Origin of the sequence: Streptomyces sp. CA-249302 (assembly GCF_050936785.1) — a bacterium.
In the GTDB taxonomy this organism is placed as follows: Bacteria; Actinomycetota; Actinomycetes; order Streptomycetales; family Streptomycetaceae; genus Streptomyces.
This window is the reverse complement of sequence record NZ_JBNJMG010000001.1, coordinates 63,166-80,404: the sequence shown is the minus strand read 5'-3', so window position 1 is coordinate 80,404 and position 17,239 is coordinate 63,166. Positions and strand designations below refer to the sequence as shown.

The following is a 17,239-nucleotide window of genomic DNA, read 5'->3' as shown; positions in this document are numbered from 1 at the left end:
AATCCCACCGTAGTGCGTGGCCGCCGGGGCGTGCGGGCAGTTTCTGGGCAGCGCCGGCCTGACGTTCCCTTGGGGCCGGGCCCGTCCCGCGCCTGAGGTGAGCGGGCGGGCCTCCGGTTTGCCCAAGGCCTACGCCGGCGTCGTCGGCGCGCGTGCGCGCAGTGATGCCCGTGCGGCGGCACTGCTCGGCGTCGGCGACTTCGGCGCAGGCGGCTGCGACATCGAACGCGGCTGGGTGGAGCGCACCGGCCGCTGGGCATGGGTGGAGCGGGTGCTGCTGGCCGACGGACAGGTGCGCGAGTACCGGCTGCCGCCCGCCGCCACCTCCATCACCGTGCTCGTCGTGATCGCGGCACTGATCGGCCGGAAGTACCTGGTGCTGGCGCTGACCTCAGGTTGGGGGGCGGGTGCTTAAAGGGGTGTGGTTGCTGGTTCTGGCTGTGTGTGCTGGTCGTGGTGTGGCTGTGTCCGGGGATGTCTATGTGGTCCGCTATGTGGTCCGCTATGTGGTGCGTGATCTGCGGTATTCCTCGACAACGAGGTCGGTCAGTTCGGCCACCGACGTCTCCGACGTGCGTTTGTCGAAGGTGATCTCGCCATGCTGGAGGAGGTTGATGCGGTCGCAGACTTCGAAGATCTGGGCGTAGTTGTGGGCGATGATGATGACCGAGACGTCGCCGCGGGTTTTGAGGTCGTTGACGAGGTCGAGGATGAGGGCGCCTTCCTTGGCGCCCATGGCGGCTAGGGGTTCGTCGAGGAGAAGGATGGTGGCCTGGGAGTAGACGGAGCGGGCGACGGCGATGGCCTGGCGTTGGCCGCCGGAGAGTTTGGCGACCTCGACGTCGACGGAGGGGATGTTCACCCCCATCTCATTGAGGTGCTCCTGGGCGGTCCTGCGCATGGCGCGGTTGTGCAGGAGCCGGGTGGGGCGGGTTATCTCCCGGTTCAAGAACATGTTGTGGTAGACCGTCAGCTCATTCACGAGCGCGAGGTCCTGGTACACCGCGTCGATGCCGAGTGAGCGGGCGTGGTCGACCGATTTGAGGGTCACCTCTTCGCCGTTGAGGAGGATGCGGCCGGTGTCGGGCCGGTGGAAGCCGCAGAGGATTTTCAGCAGGGTTGATTTTCCGGCGCCGTTGTCGCCGACGAGGGCGAGTACCTCGCCCCTGCCCAGGTGCAGGTTCACGTCCCGCAGTGCCGTGACCGCGCCGAAGCCCTTGGCCAGGTGCTCCGCGGAGAGCACCGGGGCCGGCTCGCTCGTCCCGCTCGTCCCGCTCATTCCGCTTGTCCCGTTCATCGGCGGCCTGCCCTTCGCAGTCCGGCGAGGTGCACGTTGAGCACCATGGAGAGGATGATCGCCGCGCCGAGGACGATGTTGAAGGGGTTGGCGTTGATGCCGATGAGGTTGAATCCGTTGCGCAGTTCCGCGAGGACGAGGGCGCCGAGCAGCGCGCCGACGACCGTGCCCGAGCCGCCGGCAAGCGCCGTACCGCCGATGACGGCGGCGGAGACGGCGGTGAACATCGGAGACGCGCCGTCCGCACCCGCGGACGTCGGGTCGATGGAGTCGACGCGGAAGGCCTCGAGTATGCCGGCGAAGGCCCCGAGAGCGCTGGTGGCCATGAAGTTGCCGAACTTGATACGGCCGGTTTTGATGCCGGCTTCGCTGGCGCCGAGGGGGTTGCCGCCGGTGGCGATGGTGTGCAGGCCCCAGCGTGAACGGGTGAGGACGACGTGGAAGTACGCGACGATGATCAGGCACCAGATCAGTTCGGACCAGTCCGACTGCCCGAACCAGCCGCGTACCCCGTGCGCCGCCTCGGGGATCTGTGCCGGGTAGGCGTGCGAGGTGGTCAGCATGATGCCCAGGATGAGGAAGAGCATGCCGAGCGTGGCGACGAACGAGGGGACCTTGAGCACGACCACCACGAAGCCGTTGACGAGGCCGATGACGGCTCCGGCCAGTACCGAGCCGATGATCGCCACGATCGGGTACGTGCCGTAGTAGTCGATCATGTAGTGCATGAGGAACGGCGACAGCGCGAAGACGGCGCCCACCGACAGGTCGATCTCCCCGCTGACCAGGAGCAGCACCATGCCCGCCGCGATGATCGCGTACGGTGCCGTCTGCTGGGAGAGGTTGACCAGGTTGCTGCGGGCGAGGAAGTCGGAGTTGTTGGACCAGAAGTACAGCAGCAGGCCCACCGCGACGATGAAGATGGTGGCCTCGCGGCGGACGACGAACGCCTCGAAGGCCAGGCGTAGCGGACCGTGCCGTCTCACCGGCGGGGTTCCGGCCGGGGCGGTCTTCCCGTCGATCGCGTCCTGCACGGCCCGCTCGCTCATGCGTGGGCGATGGGGCCGGAGCGCTTGACCAGCTGCTGCTTGGTACTGGAGCCCTCGAAGCGGGTCTTGGTCTGCAGATAGGGGCCGACGTTGTCCTTGGTCACGAAGAGCAGGCCGGTGTCGGTGACGCTGGGGATGACCAGTCCGCCGGACAGCTTGTACAGCCACAGGTAGAGCACGCTCAGGAAGCCCTGCAGATAGGGCTGTTGGTCGATGGTGAAGTCGAGGTCACCCGCTTCGATCGCGGTGAGGGTGTTCGGGTTCAGGTCGAAGCCGCCCGCGACCACACCCTTCTTCTTGAGGCCGTACTTCTTCACGACCTTGCCGACGTTCTCCGTCGAGCCGGCGTCGACCGCGAACAGGCCCTTGAGGTCTTTGTGTCCGCTGACGTACGCGTCGATGGTCGACAGCTCCTGGGGGAGCTCCGCGCCGCTGGCGACCGACGTGAAGTTGATCGACTTGCCGGATGCCTTGATCGCGTCGGTGGCCCCGTCGATGCGCGGTTGGATGTTGAGGGCGCCCGGGGTGGCGATGAACCCGACCGCATCCCCGCCGGACGGCATCAGCGAGGCGATGCGGCGGCCCAGTTCGATTCCGGACTGGTAGAGGTCCTGCCCGACGTAGCAGAGCCGGCTCGTGCCCGGATCCCCTTTCGCTCCGTCCGCGTTGTAGGAGATGGTCGGGATGCCGGCGTTCAGGGCTTTGTCGACGGGCGACGTGAAGGCGTTCTTGTCGACGACCGCTATCGCGATGCCGTCGGCCTTCGCGGAGACGGCCGAGGTCATGGCGCTGACCATTTCCGGGACGCTCGAGTCCTTCGAGCCGGTCCACTGGAACGAGGCGTCCAGGAGCGCGCAGGCGTCCGCTGCGCCGTATTGCGTCGGAGTGAAGAACGGGTTCGTCGTGACGTGGTTGACGAACACGAACTTCCACTTCGGCGTCTTCGGGAAGTCGCCGACACCGTCGCCCGATGCGTTGTTGTCGCTCTTGTTGTTGGCTGAGCAGGCGGACAGCAAGGCCGCCGCGGCGGCCGAGGCGCTCACCATGCCGGCCCCGCTCAGCAGTCGCCTCCTGGCCAGCCCGTTCAGGCTGAGCGTGTCGACGGCGTTTTCTACCTGCGGATCGATCTTTTTCATGATCACTCCGGCGCGCTCAGCCCATGCCGCCCGGTATTTCGAACGGCGTTCGGCACGTTTGGTGGGGCTGAACGTAGAACTGGCCTGATATGTCGTCAAGGCCCTGAGTGGGCTACGGTTTCGTCAACATTTGTACGTTGATCGTCTGCCGCACCATGCCTGAGCCGGCGCCCACGTCGTCGTCGGTCAGGGGCTGGCTTTTGCCTCGGGATAGTGTCGGCGGAGTACCGAAAGGCCGATCGCCGCCCGCCGTACGCGCTCACGTGCGGTAGCCACGGCCACGTCGGCAAGGTGTGCACCGGAGGGATACAGCGACGGCGCGTTCCGTACCGTGAACTTGAGGTGGACAGGAGCAGCCACGCGTACAAGGGCCGGGATCTCGTAGTAGCGGACCACGCCGCCGAAGTCGTCGGCGCCCTCCACGTAGACGTCCAGAGGCGCGTCGACCGCGGCCCGGATCGCCGCCATCTGGGCGAGGGTGAGATCGACCGGCAGGTTGATCGTGGTGACCCCGAGGTCCTCAAGGACCCGTGCGGCCGCGGGATTGGCCGTCGGCATCGATATCGACGCCTTGATCTCCAGGTCCGGCGGCAGGTCGCCGGACTGTCGCATGCGGCCGAGGACCCACAGCTGGCCGATGTCGGCCACGAGCACGCTGCGCACGCCGAGGTCGCAGCCGCGGATGACGTCCTCGACTCCGTACGCGAGTTGGTCGGCGCCGCGCAGCACCGCCGCCGCACCTCCACCTGCTGCGGACGTGGCCTGGATGCCGATGTCCCAGCCGCCGCGTGGGCCTACGAAGAGGCAGACCTCCACCCCGCGTTCGCGGCCGAGTGCCACCATCTGCTCGATCTCCGTATCGGCGAGGAGCATCATGCCGCTGCCCTGGCTGATGCGGTGGATCCGGATCCCGTACCGCCCGGCCTCATCGATAACCGCCTGGAACGGCCCTGGGCCTTCGACCGACGGGATCTCCACCCGGTACTGCGCGCCGTCCGGGAAGCCCTTGTCCGAGTCGGGCAGTTCCCCGAGGTCCCGCTCCGGCAGCCCGAGCGCGGACAGCGACCGCCGTGACCTTTCCATGCCGTCCATCCAGATCTTCTTTCGATCGATATGTCGAACTTTGTTCGGCATCGCTGCGCTTGGACGGTAGGCAGCCAACGACGAGCCGTCAACGGCCTGCGAAGGCACTGGGAGCGGGTCTGCGGCGATGTCATATCCCACGCCCCGGTTGTTCCGATATCGACCGGACCCTGCCGCCTTCGACCGTGAGTTCATTCCAACCTGGCGGTGTGGTCCGTCAGTTGGGCGGCTCGGCAACGTGAAGCCGCGCGCCAACAGGCCAGTCACCGGCGCAAGATCGGCACATGATCGCGGCGACTGGCTGCCGGCCGTCAGGCCCTGCTCCGCCAGGGCTGGCCGGACACGGTGAAAGGAGCCGACGACGGGCGGTACCTCCGATGGGCGCGGCTCGTTTCGGTAGACGCTCTTCGACGGGAGAGCGCTGAGCGCCGGTCTGCTGATCGGGCCTGTCGTTGGATGCCGCAGGACTCCCGCTGCCGCCTCCGCCGAGGCGACCGCGTATTCGGCGTATCCACCAGGGTCGAAAAGAAGCGCTGCTTCTTCGTCACCGGTCTGCGTTGCGTCCACTCCGGGCCCCACCGCGTCGACCAGCGAGGTCGGTCGGGCCGACACCCGCGGCTCTCACCTTCACTTCGATCTGCCCCTCGCCCGGGCTGAGGCACGGGCACGTCAGTCCAGCGCAACACATCAGGGCTGCCGAAGCCGGGCAGTGTGATCGCTCTTGGCAGGGTTCCTCCGTTCTCCAGCACGGTGCGGAGGACTTGGACGGTTCAGGCGATCGCGATCCGTGCTGAGGCAGGGCTGGGCCGCAGCCGTCGCCCCGGCGCCTCGCGTCCGAGCCCGGGCGTCGACCACAGCGAACCGATCGCAGGAAAGACCCGACGGCCCGTTCCGAAGCTCACCGCAGACTGTGGCAGCCGCTCAGGCCGGTCGTGCGCTTGAGTCTCTCCCGGCGGGAGGGTGCAGGCTCGCGGTCATGAGCAGCAACGATTTCGACGGCCGCTCCGCCGTGGTGGCGGGAGCGAGCAAGGGAGCCGGGCTGGCGACGGCGCGCCTGCTCGGCGACGCCGGGGCGCGGGTCGTCACCATCGCCCGTACGCCGCCGCAGATCCCGGATCCCCTCTTCGTGCGGGCCGACCTGAGTACCCGTGATGGTGTCGCGTCGGCGGCCGCTGCAGTGGGCGAGCTGGTCGGCGTGCCGGACATCCTGGTGCATGTGGTGGGCGGCTCCCGTTCCCCGGCCGGTGGCTACGCGGTTCTCGACGAGGACTTGTGGGCGCAGGAGTTGGCGCTCAACCTGTTCCCCGCGGTCCGGCTGGACCGCGAACTGGTCCCCGGGATGGTGACGCGCGGCTCGGGCAGCGTCGTCCACGTGACCTCCATCCAGCGCCGTATGCCGCTGCATCACTCGACGCTGGCGTACGCCGCGGCCAAGAGCGCGCTGGCCACCTACAGCAAGGGACTCGCGAACGAGGTCGCCCCGGTCGGTGTGCGGGTCAACTCGGTCGCGCCCGGCTTCATCCGCACCGACGGTGCAGAGCACCTGCTCACGCGCCGGATGCGCGAGGAGGGCATCTCGCGGCAGGCCGCCCTTGAGGACCTGATGCGTGTCCTCGGCGGCATCCCGCAGGGGCGGCCCGCCGAGCCCGAGGAGGTGGCCGAGGTGATCGCCTTCCTTGCCTCGGACCGGGCGAGCGCGGTCACCGGCGCCGAGCACGTCGTCGACGGCGGCACCGTACGGACCCTCTGATCCCATCTCCCCTGTCCCACCACCACGACACAGGAGACTGCCATGCAGGACATCCAGGACTTTGCCGAGGAGTACTTCGCAGCGGCGGTCGACCTCGACCGCGAACGCTACTTCGCGCTCTTCGGATGCGACGTCGTCGTGCACGACGACGGCCGCAGCCACCACGGGCTCACAGCGGTGCGCCACTGGCGCGCCGAGGTCCCTTCCGTGCGTTACGACCTGCGTGAGGTCACTGGCACGGCCATCGCGTGCAAGGCTGTCGCGGAGGTCTCCGGGGACTTCCCCGGCAGCCCGGTCACCCTGCGCTTCGCCTTCGCACGCGACGCGCAGGGGAAGATCACCCAGCTGGACATCGAACCCTGACGCCGAGACGGCACCGGTCCGTACGCGCATCACGAGGAGGACATCGTGGCCGAGCGCCTGACCATCGGAGAGTTCTCCCGCATCACGCACCTGAGCATCCGAGCCCTGCGCCGCTACCACGAACAGGGGCTCCTCCTCCCCGCGGAGGTCGACCCGGCCACCGGCTACCGCTACTACACACCCGCACAGGCCCGGCCGGCACTGACCGTCAAACGCCTGCGCGAACTCGATCTCCCACTGCCGGACCTCCGGCGCTTCCTTGAGGCGGAGTCCGCAGGCAAGGGTGGAACCGACCACGCCGCGGCGCAACAGATCGTCGCCGCCCACCTGCGCCGGCTCGAAGACCGGCTCGGTCGCACCCAGCGAGCGGTCCAGGCACTGCAGGAGCTCCTCGACCCGCAGGCCAGGCGGACGGTGAGCCTTGAGGTTCTGCCGCCTCAGCACGTCCTCGCGGTCTCCCTGGACGTTCCGCCCGGATCCGATCTGAGCTGGTACGACGCCGCGATGCGTGACCTGGACGCGGCAGCCGGCCGATGTCCGGTACTCCCGCCCGGTGGCCGCTTCGAACATGCGCTCTTCACCGAGGGCCACGGTCGTGCCACCGTCTATCTCCCCGCCGTGCCGCCCCTGCCGCCAAGAGCGTCCGATGCCGTGCGCGAACTCGACCTTCCTCGGCGGAGCGCCGCCGTCGCCACCCACTACGGCCCGCACGACGACCTCGACCTCACCTACGCCGCCGTGGGCTCCTTTGTCGCCCAGAACGGTCTGCACTCCGATGACCTCGTCGAGGAGGTCTATCTCGTCGGCCCCCGCGACACCGATCAGCCCGATCATTGGCGCACCCTCGTGGCCTGGATGCTCGCCTCCGACGGTCCTCGATGATCGACGTAGGAATCGCAAGGCCAGGCGCGGCCTGGACGGAAACCCGAGCGTTGTGACGGTCCCGCAGCCATGGTTCGTGGAAGCCTGCGTGGCCTATTGCCAGAACTCGTGCGCGGTCTCGGCGAGCGCGCCGAGCGGGCGTGTGATGGAACGGGAGGCGAAGCCCGCTCCCGGACGCTGTTTCAACCAAGGTCCGTGAGTTGCCGGACCTGACATCACCCGGCGGGCGAGGGCGCGCCGGGCGTCTGTCGGCAGCGAGAACGCCTGCCGGCGAGCCGCGTCCACCATGAGGAGGACCGGTGTGCCGTCCGGACCAGAGTCGTCTTCCCGACGTCAGCGGCCCCATACCCGAGAAGTCCGGGCCGGTGCGGCGGCTCCCAAAGCCGGTGAAGCTCGCGGAGCGCGCCCCGGCGTGCTCGGATGCGGTGCTCCAGCTTTCAGTGCGCCTCGCTGACCACATGCAGGAAGTCCGGCCCGTCGTCCGGCTGTTCGGGCAGGTCGGCGTCGCGCCGTGCCCACTCCTCAGAGCCCGGATTTCCGCCGCCTTCCGGGCCGGCGCCGCTGGAACATCCGGCCAGCACGGCCGGCGACGGCACCCGGCTCGGGGAGAACGCCGAGATCAGCCGGTCGGCGGAGACCGAGTCCGCGCGGCCCGTCCCGTTCTCGAGGAGCAGCCGGCCTGCCCGGGCGTGGCACGACAGGTGCAGGATGTCGTACCGCTGCCGCCGCACGATGCGTCCGATCACGGCGAGAGTGTCGACACGGTCGAGGACGTCGAACTCGACGGTGCCCGCACGCAGCCCCGGTCCGGCCGCGCCGAGAATGCGGTGCAGATCGGCTGCCAGGTCCAGCACGGGGTCGTCGGCGTCCGGCCCGCGCACCGGGTCGGAGAAGGCGCCCAGGAACCGCAGCCGGCTCGCAGGCTCCGGCGGGCCATCAGGTGCGACGGTAGGCCGCGGCACCGACCAGTACACCTGCACGGCGGAAGACAAGGCGAGAGGTTTCGCCTGCCCCGGTGGCAGGGCCGCCTCCCACGGGAGCGCGGCCAGGCAGCGCGACGACGGCGTGCCGCGCTGCGTCGGCGGGCGACACGGTCCGCCCGGTGGCCGGGTCGACCCGAGAGAAGGTACGACGACGGGGGCGGGCCCGTTCGAGCTGCCACGCCTGTTCCTGTATCGCGGCGGTCGCCCCGCGGTGCGTGTGTTCGGTCCGGCGGACCCCGTCGACCGACACGACGGTTGCGGCGGCCGTCACCGTGAGGAGCAACGAACAAGGCACTGCCACGAGTTGTGTGGCGATCGTTGGACCTCCTCGCTCCGGCACTTCGACGACACCCGGACGTGTCGACGAGCATCCGGTGCGATCCAAGTGCCTCTGCTCGGGGCTCTTTCGAGGAGTGATGCGGCGGGCGAGGTGAGTGCGGTCGCTCCGTCCCCGCACCGGTGAGCAAATCGCGTCTGTGACCGGGCAGTTCGCACGAGCGGGCACTCAGGACGTCAGCTGGGCGATGCTTCTGCTCACCAGGAAGAGCCCGGCCACCAGGGCCACGGCCACGAGGGCCTGTTCCTGATGGGTCTCGATCCAGGTGCGCAGCTTCCCGAGGCGCACACGGGCCGAGTCCGGAGCGAACGTCGTATAGACCTCCATCACCAGCAGACTGCTCGAGGCGAGGAGACAGTACCCGAACAGGGCCAGGTAGGAGGCGGCGTGGGACATGTCGGCGCTGACCACCGTCGCCGCACCTGCCGCAACGAGCCCCCACGGCTGGAGCAGCGGAGCCAGGCCCGCCGAGGTCCACAGGGAGAGTCGGTCGAGCCGTGCCGTCAGCCCGCCGGAGGACTTGTGCCGGGGGCCGGTCCGCTCGCGCTGCCGGTGTCGGTGCCAGCCGTACCCGACCAGCCCCACGCCGATGGCCAGCTTGACGGCGGACGCAGCCGTGGACGGCGGGGATTTGGGAGCCGGCGGTTTACCGCCGGTGGTGAGCAGCACCGCGGCCAGGACTGCCACGAAGCAGGCGAGCCAAGCCAGAATGAAGACCAGGCCCTTCCAGGTTCCACCACGAGCCGACAGCACCAGGACGAACGCGGTCACCGACAGAGGGAACACGGCGATCGCGAGGCCGATGACCAGCAGGTCAAGCACCATCGAGGCCCTCGCGGGGTCCTGGGAGCCCGGCCGCTGGGCGACTCTCGCTCATGAGTTCAGTTTCACCGCCGCACACATGCCGCACAAATCCTCGGCGGCGGGCCCGTTCGGGCCGGAGGCTCACGCGATCCCGTTGCTTCGCGAGGCGCTTCCTCCACGTCGGAAAATGAATCTTCACCCGTTCGGCCTTGTGCCGGGCCCCTGCCGGGGGACGGGCGGTCGCAGTGGCGGCACGCTGGCAGCATGCAGCCAGGGACAGGGGCCGGAGAGCGACGCCCGGCCCGCCCGTCACGCCGCTCGTCATGGCGCGAGCGGGCCGCCTCGCTGCGGTCCCGGCTGGCGGGACTGCGGACTCGGACCGAGACCCGCTTCCCGGTGATCACACGCCTGCTGTCGCACCTGATCTCGGTGAACGTGCTCGACTCGGCCACCCGGCTGGCTGCCCAGACCTTCCTCACGGCCGTGCCGCTGCTGTTCGTGGTGGCCTCCGTCGCCCCGCAGCCGGTGCGCGACCAGTTCGTCCATTCCCTGAACGACACCTTCGGACTGTCCGGAAGCGTGGACGCCGAACTGAACAAGGTCGTCCAAGGCACGGGTGAGCCCTCCGACGGGCTGCGGGAGACGACCGGTGTGGTCGGCGGACTGATGGTGCTCATCTCGGCCACCGCCTGCAGCCGTGCCGTGCAACGGATGTGCGAGCGAGCCTGGAGTCTGCCCGGGGCGCACGCGCGAGTGGCCGCCTGGCGTTGGATCGCCTGGCTCGCGGCGTGGCTGGTCGTGTTCGGAGTCCAGGGAAGCCTGCGCAATGGCTTCGGGCTCGGTCTGTGGCTCGGCGTACCCCTGCTGCTGGTCGTCGAGGTCGGTATCTGGTGGTGGACGCAGCATCTGCTGCTGTCCGCCCGCGTGCCGTGGCTGCCGCTGCTGCCGGGTGCGCTGCTGGCCGGAACGGCCCTGAGCGTCCTCACGTCCACCGCGCCGCTTTACGTGCCCCGCGCCCTCAACCACAGCCTGGACAAGTACGGCTCACTGGGTGCGGTGTTCACCTTGTTGTCCTGGCTCATCACGCTCTGCGTGGTCGCGGCCCTGTGCGTCACCGTCGGCGCGGTGGTCGCCCGCGAACCCTGGGCTGTCCGCCGACTGGGCACGCCCGGATCATCGAGCCGGCCGTCCGGCGAGCCGTCGGCAGACGACACTGCGCCCACCAGGTCGCCCCCGCAATGACCGCTCTTCGCGTGGCAGAGGCAGAGCACGTCCAGAGTGGAGATCAGGACGTACGTGGGCATCCGTTCCGCGCCGACCCTCGGCTGTAGGAGGCGGTGTGCCGCCGTATGCGGCTCTCACGGATGTGACGACGTCGAGTCGGCCGACTGATCGGCCGCCCGCTTGACGAACGCCGGGATGCGCGGACCCAGCGGCAGCCGCTGGGTGACCACGAACGAGAGGACCGCGGCCAGTACCACCAGTGCCACCGTGTCCACGTTGCCCAGCAGGAGAACGACCAGGACGACGCTGCTCACGGGCAGCCGCAGGGCGGCGGTCACCGAGGACGCCATTCCGATCGCCATCGCGGGCACCAGCCCCAGACCGGGCAGCGGCGCCAGCAGCACACCGGCCGCCCCGCCCAGGAACAGGGCGGGAAAGACGGGGCCGCCTCGCAGGCTGCCCAGACAGAGCGAGTACGCCAGGCCTTTGAAGACCAGCACCGCGATCAGGGCGCCCACCGGCCAGGCGTGCGGGTTCTTGGCCAGCGCGGACAGGGTGGCCTCCCCGGACAGGGCCGCCTCGGCCGGTGAACGGCCCGTGGCGACCGCGTAGAGGGAGATGCAGGCCGCCGCGCCCAGCGCGCACAGGGTGGTGTTGGCCATCGTGCGGGTCGCCACGAAGCGGGCGGCGAACCGTCCGCCCACGAAGATCCAGTGGATGAGGAAGGCCAGGGCGGGTGCCACCAGCAGCATCCACAGCACGTCCTGCCAGTCGAGTGGCGGCGGCTTGGGCAGGCCGATGTCCAGGCTGCCCGTCTCGAAGCCGGTCCAGCGGACGAATCCGGTGAAGATCAGGTCTCCCACCCCGCTGGCCAGCAGGCCCGGCAGCATCACCGCGAACAGCTGCGGCCCGCCGACCCCGGCCACCTCCATCAGCAGCACCGCGCCCACGATCGGGTTCCCGAAGAGCGCGGAGATGGCGGCCGCCGCCCCGGCCGCGCCGAGCAGCGCCATGCTCGCCTCGGTCTCCGGTGCCCGGGCCAGTTTCGCGAAGAGCAGAGCCAGTCCGCCGCCCATCGCGATGAGTGGTGCCTCGGGTCCCAGCACGGCACCGAGGGGCAGACCCACCAGAGCGGCGACCAGGACTCCCGGCAGCGCCTGTCGGGTGATGCCGCCCGCGTGCAGGCCTCCGGCCGGAACATGTCCGCCGCGCCCGGGAAACCGCGTGACCACCAGGCCCACGACGAGGCCGGCCACCGTCAGCAGGGGCAGCGCCCACCACCAGGGGGCCCGTTTCCAGCCCAGGTCCTTGGGCCAGTCCGTCCAGATCAGCTGTTCCAGCTGGTTGACCGCCACGAGGAACCAGAACGCGATCAGTGCCACTGGCACACCGATCAGCCCACAGAACAGCAAGGCCTTGCGGTACTCCGGCCGGCCCAGCATGGTCCTCAGCAGGTCGGCTTCCGGGGGCTGACCCTGCGTGGTGGCCCCGGAGCCGCTCTTCGACGTCGTTGCGGCGATGGGTCCTCCCGAGGTCGGCGCCACACCGTGTGGTCGCGTCGGTCTGAACACCGAATGGCCTTGTCGACGCATATCGGCGCGAACACAGACGGAACTTGAAGACGACATCACCTCGCCTTCTCAGGCGGCCTCGGCGGGCAGCTTGCCGGCGCTGATGGCGTCGACGAGTGCCTGGTGGTCACGCTCGTTCTGGTCGGCGTACAGCTCGGCGAACGTCACCAGTGCCTGGTCGAAGGAGTCCCCGCCGCCCAGGTACGCGGCTATGGCGATGCGATCGCCGGACCTGGCGTGGGCCCGGGCCAGCGTCGCACCGCACAGAGCACCGAAGGTCCGCATGCCCCGCGGCACCATGTCCTCGGCGACGGCGACCCCCTTCCAGTCCCGCAACTGCCGCACGTAGAAGTCGCGCTGCCGGCCGTCGATGCCCTCGACCCGCTCCCAGCCCAGGAAGATGTCGCTGGTGGCCTGCATCAGCCGCTGCCCGGAGACGACCCGCTCGCCCTGGTTCGGATACTCGGTGTCCCCGACGTGGGGGCCAGCACCGACTGGTCGGCCTCCTTGGCCTGGAGGAACAGCGGGTCCTCGTCGTCCCGCCCCAGCAGGAGCACGATCCAGCACCGGGTGCCCACGCTGCCGACGCCGACGACCTTCCGCGCCATGTCGGCCACCTGGTACTGCTCCAGCAGATACCGCCGGTCCGACTGCAGGGTGTTGCCGTAGTGTCCTATCAACTGGCTGATCTGCTGCTCCAGTCGGCCGCGCCGGTCGTCGGGCAGCAGGTCCTCGAGCCGGGTGATGAGCGGTGGGTCGGGAACGATACGGCGCCTGCCGTCGACGACCCGGGTGAGCTTGTCGAAGACTTGAAGGGTGTCGTGCGAACGCGCCTTGGTCGCGGCCCGCGTCCAGCGCTCATGGCTCCGCTCGGACAACTCGGGCCCGAACCGGTCCAGCACCCACTTCTCGTCGAACTGGGCGTACCAGACACCCAGGTTGCCGATTCCCGCGAACGCGCGGATGCTCTCGCGATAGGACCGCACGGTGGCCCGTACGATCGCGGCCCGCTCCTTGGTGCTGAAGCCGTTCAGCCGGCCGGCGATGACGAGGCTGGCGGCCAGGCGCTTGACGTCCCACTCCCAGGGGCCCGGCAACGTCTCGTCGAAGTCGTTGATGTCGAACATGAGGCGGCGCTCGGGCGAGGCCAGCAGGCGGAAGTTCAACATGTGCGCGTCGCCGCACAGTTGGGTCCTGAAACCCGTCCTCGGCGTCTCCGCGAGGTCCGACGCCATGATGGCGGCGGCCCCTCGGTAGAACCGGAAGGGTGACTCGGACATCCTGCCGTAGCGGACCGGTACGAGCTCGGGCAGCCGCGTCGCCGACTGCTTCTCGATGATCTCCAACGGGTCCGGCCGCTTGGGTCCCGGCGCGAACTCGGCGTGGCTGGAGCGGGGCACGTCGGCCCGGGCCGACCGGCCGAGCGCGGCTCGCTCCTGCGGGGTGCGGCGCCGCGTCTCGCGGCCGTCCACGTGGTTGTCGGTCATGGCAGCGGCTCCCGGGGGGTGGCCGCCTCCGCACACGGCGGTGGCGGCGGGCCGCCGGCGGTGGATCGACCGCTCCGGGCCACCCGGGCCGTGGGCCGGGGTGCGGCCGGGGCATGCCGGGCTGTTCTCGGAGCGTGCTCCGCCCTCGCCGTGGTCGTGGTCTCGCGCCTACGGGACGGCCGGTTCACAGGCTTCCTCAACCAACGTATCCCCGCGGCAGGCACCCGGCGAGCCGAGTCAGTGAGCGGCGGCCGCCCCGCCCCCGTCGTCGGTATCCGCGGTCGGGGCGGCGCCGCCGTCGTCCAGGAATTCGCGGATCGCCAGGGCCGCCAGCGTGATCACCGCTGTCCACACCACGACCGCGGTGGTCGGGTAGTTCCAGGCGAACAGGACGATCGCCGCGACCACCAGGATGACCACCCCGATCCAGCGCTTGAAGCGATGGACGAACCGTCCCACGGCACCGAGCCGGAGGCCCGCCGACGTCGTCACGTCGCGCAGCGCGCCGATGCTTCTGCGGCAGCCCGTGCGTGTGACGACGGCGATCCGGGACGGGCCGGCGAGGAAGGCGCCGGCGGCGGTGAACAGAGCGACCGCGGCGAGGGCGCGGACACCGGCCCGCAGGAACTTGACCAGGGCGTCGTACACGGATCCCGCGGCGGCCTGGGACGCGCCGGGGGGCAGATGGTTGAGGTAGGCGTCCCGGGCGACGGTGAGACCGATGCCGAGAACCAGCATGGCGAGGAACACCGCGAGCGCGGCCCCGATCAACGCGTGGCGGCGGTTGAACGCCACGTACACCCCCGCAGCCGCGACCAGCAGCGCGATGATGGGCAGCCAGCCGCCGAGGATCTGCAGCACCCTCACATAGGACCTGACTTTTCCGGCGTCCTTCGAGGCGAACACCACGAACTCCGTGTGAACGGCCGGGATCTTCGCGGCGGGCGAGAAGCCGGCCGCGACCAGTTTGTCCTTGACTTGGGCGACGATCGGCCCAAGGTCGATGACGACCTGGTTGTCCTTCAGCTTGACTGCGCCACTGGCCTGACCGGTCAGGGCCTTGTCCAGCGCCGTGTGCGCCCTGCGGTTGGCGTTCACCCAGACCGTCTCGAAGGCGCTGCTGGTGACCACCCGTTCCACCGTGCTGCTGACCAGTTGCTTGAGCCCGCTCTCGATCGGGCCGTCCAGATTGTTCAGCAGCTTCGCCGTCTGCGGCGGGACACCCTTCTGCGCGGCGGCGTCCGTCAGTTGTTTGACCAGCGCGTCCACGTCGACCTGCGCAAGCACGGCGGCGGTGACCCGGTTGGTGACCGCCTGCTGCACGTCCGGATCACTCGCCAGCGGTCCGACCGTGTCGACGTAGCGGTCCGTGTCCTGCACGATGCTGTTCGCCCACACCGCGACCACGGAGAGCAGCGACAGCAGCGCGGCCAGAAGGATCAGCAGGACCGAGCCGAGCGAGCGAAACGGATGATGTCGCGCCGGTTTGGGCGGTCCGCCGCTCTCCAGGGCATGGACCCGCTGCCGCAGTTCGGCCAGTTCGCCACGCTCCTGGGCCGAGAGCTGTTCGCCACTGCCGTCATTCATGGTCACCAGCGAAAGTGCTCGGCGTGTCGTCCGCGACCTGCGTGGTCCAGACGGGTGAACGGGCCGACCGAGGTGCGGGCTCCCCTCGCGGGTGATGCAATTGACACGGGGGCGTGGGGACGGCAGCCACGAGCACCAGAGGTGACACCGTGAGCGACGAATTCGAAGAAGTGGGTCCGATCGACTATCTGGTCGTCGAGTTCCCCGGTAACCGGATGACGGGTGAGGGTTTGCCCATCCTGGTCGATCTCGTGGACCGCGGACTGATTCGGATCCTGGACCTGACGTTCATCAAGAAGGACGACGACGGATCCGTGACGATCATGGAGATCGCGGACTTCACCGGCGACGGCCGGCTCGACCTGGCCGTCTTCGAGGGGGCGTCGTCAGGACTTCTGGGCCAGGACGACATCGACGAGGCGGCCAAGGCGCTGGAGCCGGGCAGTTCGGCCGGCATCCTGCTCTACGAGAACCGCTGGGCCGCGCCCTTCGCGGCTGCTCTGCGCCGCGGCGGGGCCCGGATGGTCGCCTCGGGGCGGATTCCGGTGCCCGCGGTTGTCGCCGCCCTCGATGCGGCCGAGGCCTCTGACTGAACAGCGTTCGGTGACGTCGACGGACAGCTGACAGGCAGCTGATGGACAGAAGGGAAAGAGCCATGCCAGGTCTCCTGCGCGGGGTCGCGCGCACCGCCGTCGTCGCCGGAACGGCGACCGCCGTGTCGAACCGTGTGTCACGCCGACAGCAGGGGCGATGGGCCGCCCAGCAGCAGTACCAGGAGCCCGCGCCCCAACCGGCTTCCTACGCCGAAGCGCCGGCGCCTCCGTCGGCCCCCGACATGTCCGGCAAGATCGAGCAGCTGAAGCAACTGGGCGAGCTCAAGGAGCAGGGCATCCTCACCGAGGCCGAGTTCGAGGACCAGAAGCGCAAGCTCCTGCAGGGATGACCGGACCTCGCCGCGCTGTACCCGCTGCGTCGCGCGCCGCAGCGGGTACAGCGGTCGGCATCGGCCATCACGGTCCTGGACGGCGTGGCGGGCGCGGAGCCCAATCCGGGTTCGGGTAGGGCCCGGTCGGGTCATGCTGGGATGAAGAGGATCTTCTTGCCGTCGGCCTGTCCGGTGACCGCGTCCGAGGTCAGTGGGCAGAGTCTGCCGCCGTCCCGCACCAGAGGCAGCGCAACGTCAGCCCTGCCTGGGGTCTGTACGGTGAGCGGGTCTGTTCCGTAGCCGGTGGTGACGGTGAGTGCTCACCTGTGATCATTGAGCGTGCATGATGCGAACAGGCTTGTGGGAACGGTGTTTTCCGGTTGTCGGTGTTGATCATCGAGGTTCCCGTTCCCTGTCCGGTGTGCGGGGTGGTGACGGAAAGGGTCCACGGATATCACGGCCGGACGGTGCAGGATGTGCCGGTCGACGGCCGGGAGGTCGTGGTCCGGGTGAGGATACGACGGCTGGTCTGTCCGGTCCTGGGCTGCAGGCGGCAGACCTTCCGAGAGCAGGTCCCCAGGCTCCTGGAGCGCCATCAGCGCCGCACCACACATCTGACCTGCCAGCTCTCCAAGCTGGTCAAGGAGTTATCTCGAAGCCAAGCAGCGTATCGGCGACGCCTTCGGCATCGCCATGGCGCTGGACCTCCTGGCCATCTCCCTGGCCGACACGGGCGACCCGCGCGCCTACGCCTACGCCTA

Annotated in this window: 15 protein-coding genes and 2 pseudogenes; 8 read left to right on the top strand and 9 right to left on the bottom strand. The window is 69.3% G+C overall.

Annotated features, from left to right (window positions below):
- Positions 1 to 118: 118 nt before the first annotated feature.
- Entirely contained in the window at positions 119 to 415 is a 297-nt protein-coding gene (locus ACQEWB_RS00395) for a hypothetical protein (RefSeq protein ID WP_432825754.1), read from the top strand.
- An 87-nt stretch (positions 416 to 502) separates the two neighbouring features.
- Here the strand turns inward: ACQEWB_RS00395 and ACQEWB_RS00390 are convergent, their stop codons facing one another.
- The 4 genes from ACQEWB_RS00390 to ACQEWB_RS00375 all read right to left on the bottom strand — a co-directional run bounded on the left by ACQEWB_RS00390 (position 503) and on the right by ACQEWB_RS00375 (position 4,574).
- Positions 503 to 1,279 (bottom strand): ATP-binding cassette domain-containing protein, encoded by a 777-nt coding sequence (locus tag ACQEWB_RS00390; RefSeq protein WP_432825752.1) that lies wholly within the window; start codon positions 1,277 to 1,279, stop codon positions 503 to 505.
- 14 nt (positions 1,280 to 1,293) lie between these two features.
- Positions 1,294 to 2,346 carry an ABC transporter permease gene (locus ACQEWB_RS00385; RefSeq protein WP_432825750.1) on the bottom strand — a complete coding sequence of 351 codons (1,053 nt, stop codon included), beginning with the start codon at positions 2,344 to 2,346 and terminating at the stop codon, positions 1,294 to 1,296.
- Complete coding sequence (locus ACQEWB_RS00380; protein WP_432825748.1) at positions 2,343 to 3,482, bottom strand: sugar ABC transporter substrate-binding protein; 1,140 nt, start codon at positions 3,480 to 3,482, stop codon at positions 2,343 to 2,345. Before ACQEWB_RS00380 ends, ACQEWB_RS00385 begins: the two co-directional genes overlap by 4 nt.
- 186 nt (positions 3,483 to 3,668) lie before the next feature.
- Positions 3,669 to 4,574: a U32 family peptidase gene (locus tag ACQEWB_RS00375; RefSeq protein ID WP_432825746.1), complete on the bottom strand. Its 906-nt coding sequence runs from the start codon at positions 4,572 to 4,574 to the stop codon at positions 3,669 to 3,671.
- Between the two features lie 967 nt (positions 4,575 to 5,541).
- Between ACQEWB_RS00375 and ACQEWB_RS00370 the strand changes: the two genes are divergently transcribed.
- From ACQEWB_RS00370 to ACQEWB_RS00360, 3 genes are read left to right on the top strand one after another with little or no spacing between them, the layout of a single operon-like run.
- The gene (locus ACQEWB_RS00370; RefSeq protein WP_432825744.1) at positions 5,542 to 6,315 is read left to right on the top strand and encodes an SDR family oxidoreductase; all 774 of its coding nucleotides are present in this window, start codon (positions 5,542 to 5,544) and stop codon (positions 6,313 to 6,315) included.
- A gap of 42 nt (positions 6,316 to 6,357) precedes the next feature.
- Complete coding sequence (locus ACQEWB_RS00365) at positions 6,358 to 6,678, top strand: nuclear transport factor 2 family protein (protein WP_432825742.1); 321 nt, start codon at positions 6,358 to 6,360, stop codon at positions 6,676 to 6,678.
- Positions 6,679 to 6,723: 45 nt separating this feature from the next.
- On the top strand, positions 6,724 to 7,560 hold the full coding sequence (locus ACQEWB_RS00360) for a MerR family transcriptional regulator (RefSeq protein WP_432825740.1): 837 nt from the start codon (positions 6,724 to 6,726) through the stop codon (positions 7,558 to 7,560).
- Positions 7,561 to 7,997: 437 nt separating this feature from the next.
- Here ACQEWB_RS00360 and ACQEWB_RS00355 read toward each other — a convergent pair whose 3' ends face one another.
- Both ACQEWB_RS00355 and ACQEWB_RS00350 read right to left on the bottom strand, forming a co-directional pair.
- Positions 7,998 to 8,609 carry a CHAT domain-containing protein gene (locus ACQEWB_RS00355; protein WP_432843585.1) on the bottom strand — a complete coding sequence of 204 codons (612 nt, stop codon included), beginning with the start codon at positions 8,607 to 8,609 and terminating at the stop codon, positions 7,998 to 8,000.
- A 439-nt stretch (positions 8,610 to 9,048) separates the two neighbouring features.
- The gene (locus tag ACQEWB_RS00350) at positions 9,049 to 9,705 is read right to left on the bottom strand and encodes a GAP family protein (protein ID WP_432825738.1); all 657 of its coding nucleotides are present in this window, start codon (positions 9,703 to 9,705) and stop codon (positions 9,049 to 9,051) included.
- A gap of 243 nt (positions 9,706 to 9,948) precedes the next feature.
- Between ACQEWB_RS00350 and ACQEWB_RS00345 the strand changes: the two genes are divergently transcribed.
- A complete protein-coding gene (locus ACQEWB_RS00345; RefSeq protein WP_432825736.1) occupies positions 9,949 to 10,926 on the top strand; it encodes a YhjD/YihY/BrkB family envelope integrity protein in 978 nt (325 codons plus the stop codon).
- A gap of 116 nt (positions 10,927 to 11,042) precedes the next feature.
- Here ACQEWB_RS00345 and ACQEWB_RS00340 read toward each other — a convergent pair whose 3' ends face one another.
- The 3 genes and pseudogenes from ACQEWB_RS00340 to ACQEWB_RS00330 form a co-directional block, all read right to left on the bottom strand.
- Complete coding sequence (locus ACQEWB_RS00340; protein ID WP_432825734.1) at positions 11,043 to 12,350, bottom strand: chloride channel protein; 1,308 nt, start codon at positions 12,348 to 12,350, stop codon at positions 11,043 to 11,045.
- A 198-nt stretch (positions 12,351 to 12,548) separates the two neighbouring features.
- Positions 12,549 to 13,966, bottom strand: a pseudogene (locus ACQEWB_RS00335) (DUF2252 domain-containing protein).
- A 237-nt stretch (positions 13,967 to 14,203) separates the two neighbouring features.
- Entirely contained in the window at positions 14,204 to 15,553 is a 1,350-nt protein-coding gene (locus tag ACQEWB_RS00330; RefSeq protein ID WP_432825732.1) for a hypothetical protein, read from the bottom strand.
- Positions 15,554 to 15,702: 149 nt separating this feature from the next.
- On the opposite strand from ACQEWB_RS00330, the gene ACQEWB_RS00325 reads away from it, so the two are divergent.
- The 3 genes and pseudogenes from ACQEWB_RS00325 to ACQEWB_RS00315 all read left to right on the top strand — a co-directional run.
- Positions 15,703 to 16,146 (top strand): DUF6325 family protein, encoded by a 444-nt coding sequence (locus tag ACQEWB_RS00325; protein ID WP_432825730.1) that lies wholly within the window; start codon positions 15,703 to 15,705, stop codon positions 16,144 to 16,146.
- A gap of 62 nt (positions 16,147 to 16,208) precedes the next feature.
- Positions 16,209 to 16,496: an SHOCT domain-containing protein gene (locus ACQEWB_RS00320; protein ID WP_432825728.1), complete on the top strand. Its 288-nt coding sequence runs from the start codon at positions 16,209 to 16,211 to the stop codon at positions 16,494 to 16,496.
- A 321-nt stretch (positions 16,497 to 16,817) separates the two neighbouring features.
- Positions 16,818 to 17,146: pseudogene (locus ACQEWB_RS00315) on the top strand (transposase family protein); the annotation flags it as partial.
- Positions 17,147 to 17,239: the final 93 nt, after the last annotated feature.

Coding starts and splice junctions, on each gene's coding strand:
- ACQEWB_RS00390 (WP_432825752.1), bottom strand. CDS start 1,279: ATGAGCGGGACGAGCGGGACGAGCGAGCCGGCCCCGGTGCTCTCCGCG.
- ACQEWB_RS00385 (WP_432825750.1), bottom strand. CDS start 2,346: ATGAGCGAGCGGGCCGTGCAGGACGCGATCGACGGGAAGACCGCCCCG.
- ACQEWB_RS00380 (WP_432825748.1), bottom strand. CDS start 3,482: ATGAAAAAGATCGATCCGCAGGTAGAAAACGCCGTCGACACGCTCAGC.
- ACQEWB_RS00375 (WP_432825746.1), bottom strand. CDS start 4,574: ATGGACGGCATGGAAAGGTCACGGCGGTCGCTGTCCGCGCTCGGGCTG.
- ACQEWB_RS00370 (WP_432825744.1), top strand. CDS start 5,542: ATGAGCAGCAACGATTTCGACGGCCGCTCCGCCGTGGTGGCGGGAGCG.
- ACQEWB_RS00365 (WP_432825742.1), top strand. CDS start 6,358: ATGCAGGACATCCAGGACTTTGCCGAGGAGTACTTCGCAGCGGCGGTC.
- ACQEWB_RS00350 (WP_432825738.1), bottom strand. CDS start 9,705: ATGGTGCTTGACCTGCTGGTCATCGGCCTCGCGATCGCCGTGTTCCCT.
- ACQEWB_RS00345 (WP_432825736.1), top strand. CDS start 9,949: ATGCAGCCAGGGACAGGGGCCGGAGAGCGACGCCCGGCCCGCCCGTCA.
- ACQEWB_RS00340 (WP_432825734.1), bottom strand. CDS start 12,350: ATGCTGGGCCGGCCGGAGTACCGCAAGGCCTTGCTGTTCTGTGGGCTG.
- ACQEWB_RS00330 (WP_432825732.1), bottom strand. CDS start 15,553: ATGAATGACGGCAGTGGCGAACAGCTCTCGGCCCAGGAGCGTGGCGAA.
- ACQEWB_RS00320 (WP_432825728.1), top strand. CDS start 16,209: ATGCCAGGTCTCCTGCGCGGGGTCGCGCGCACCGCCGTCGTCGCCGGA.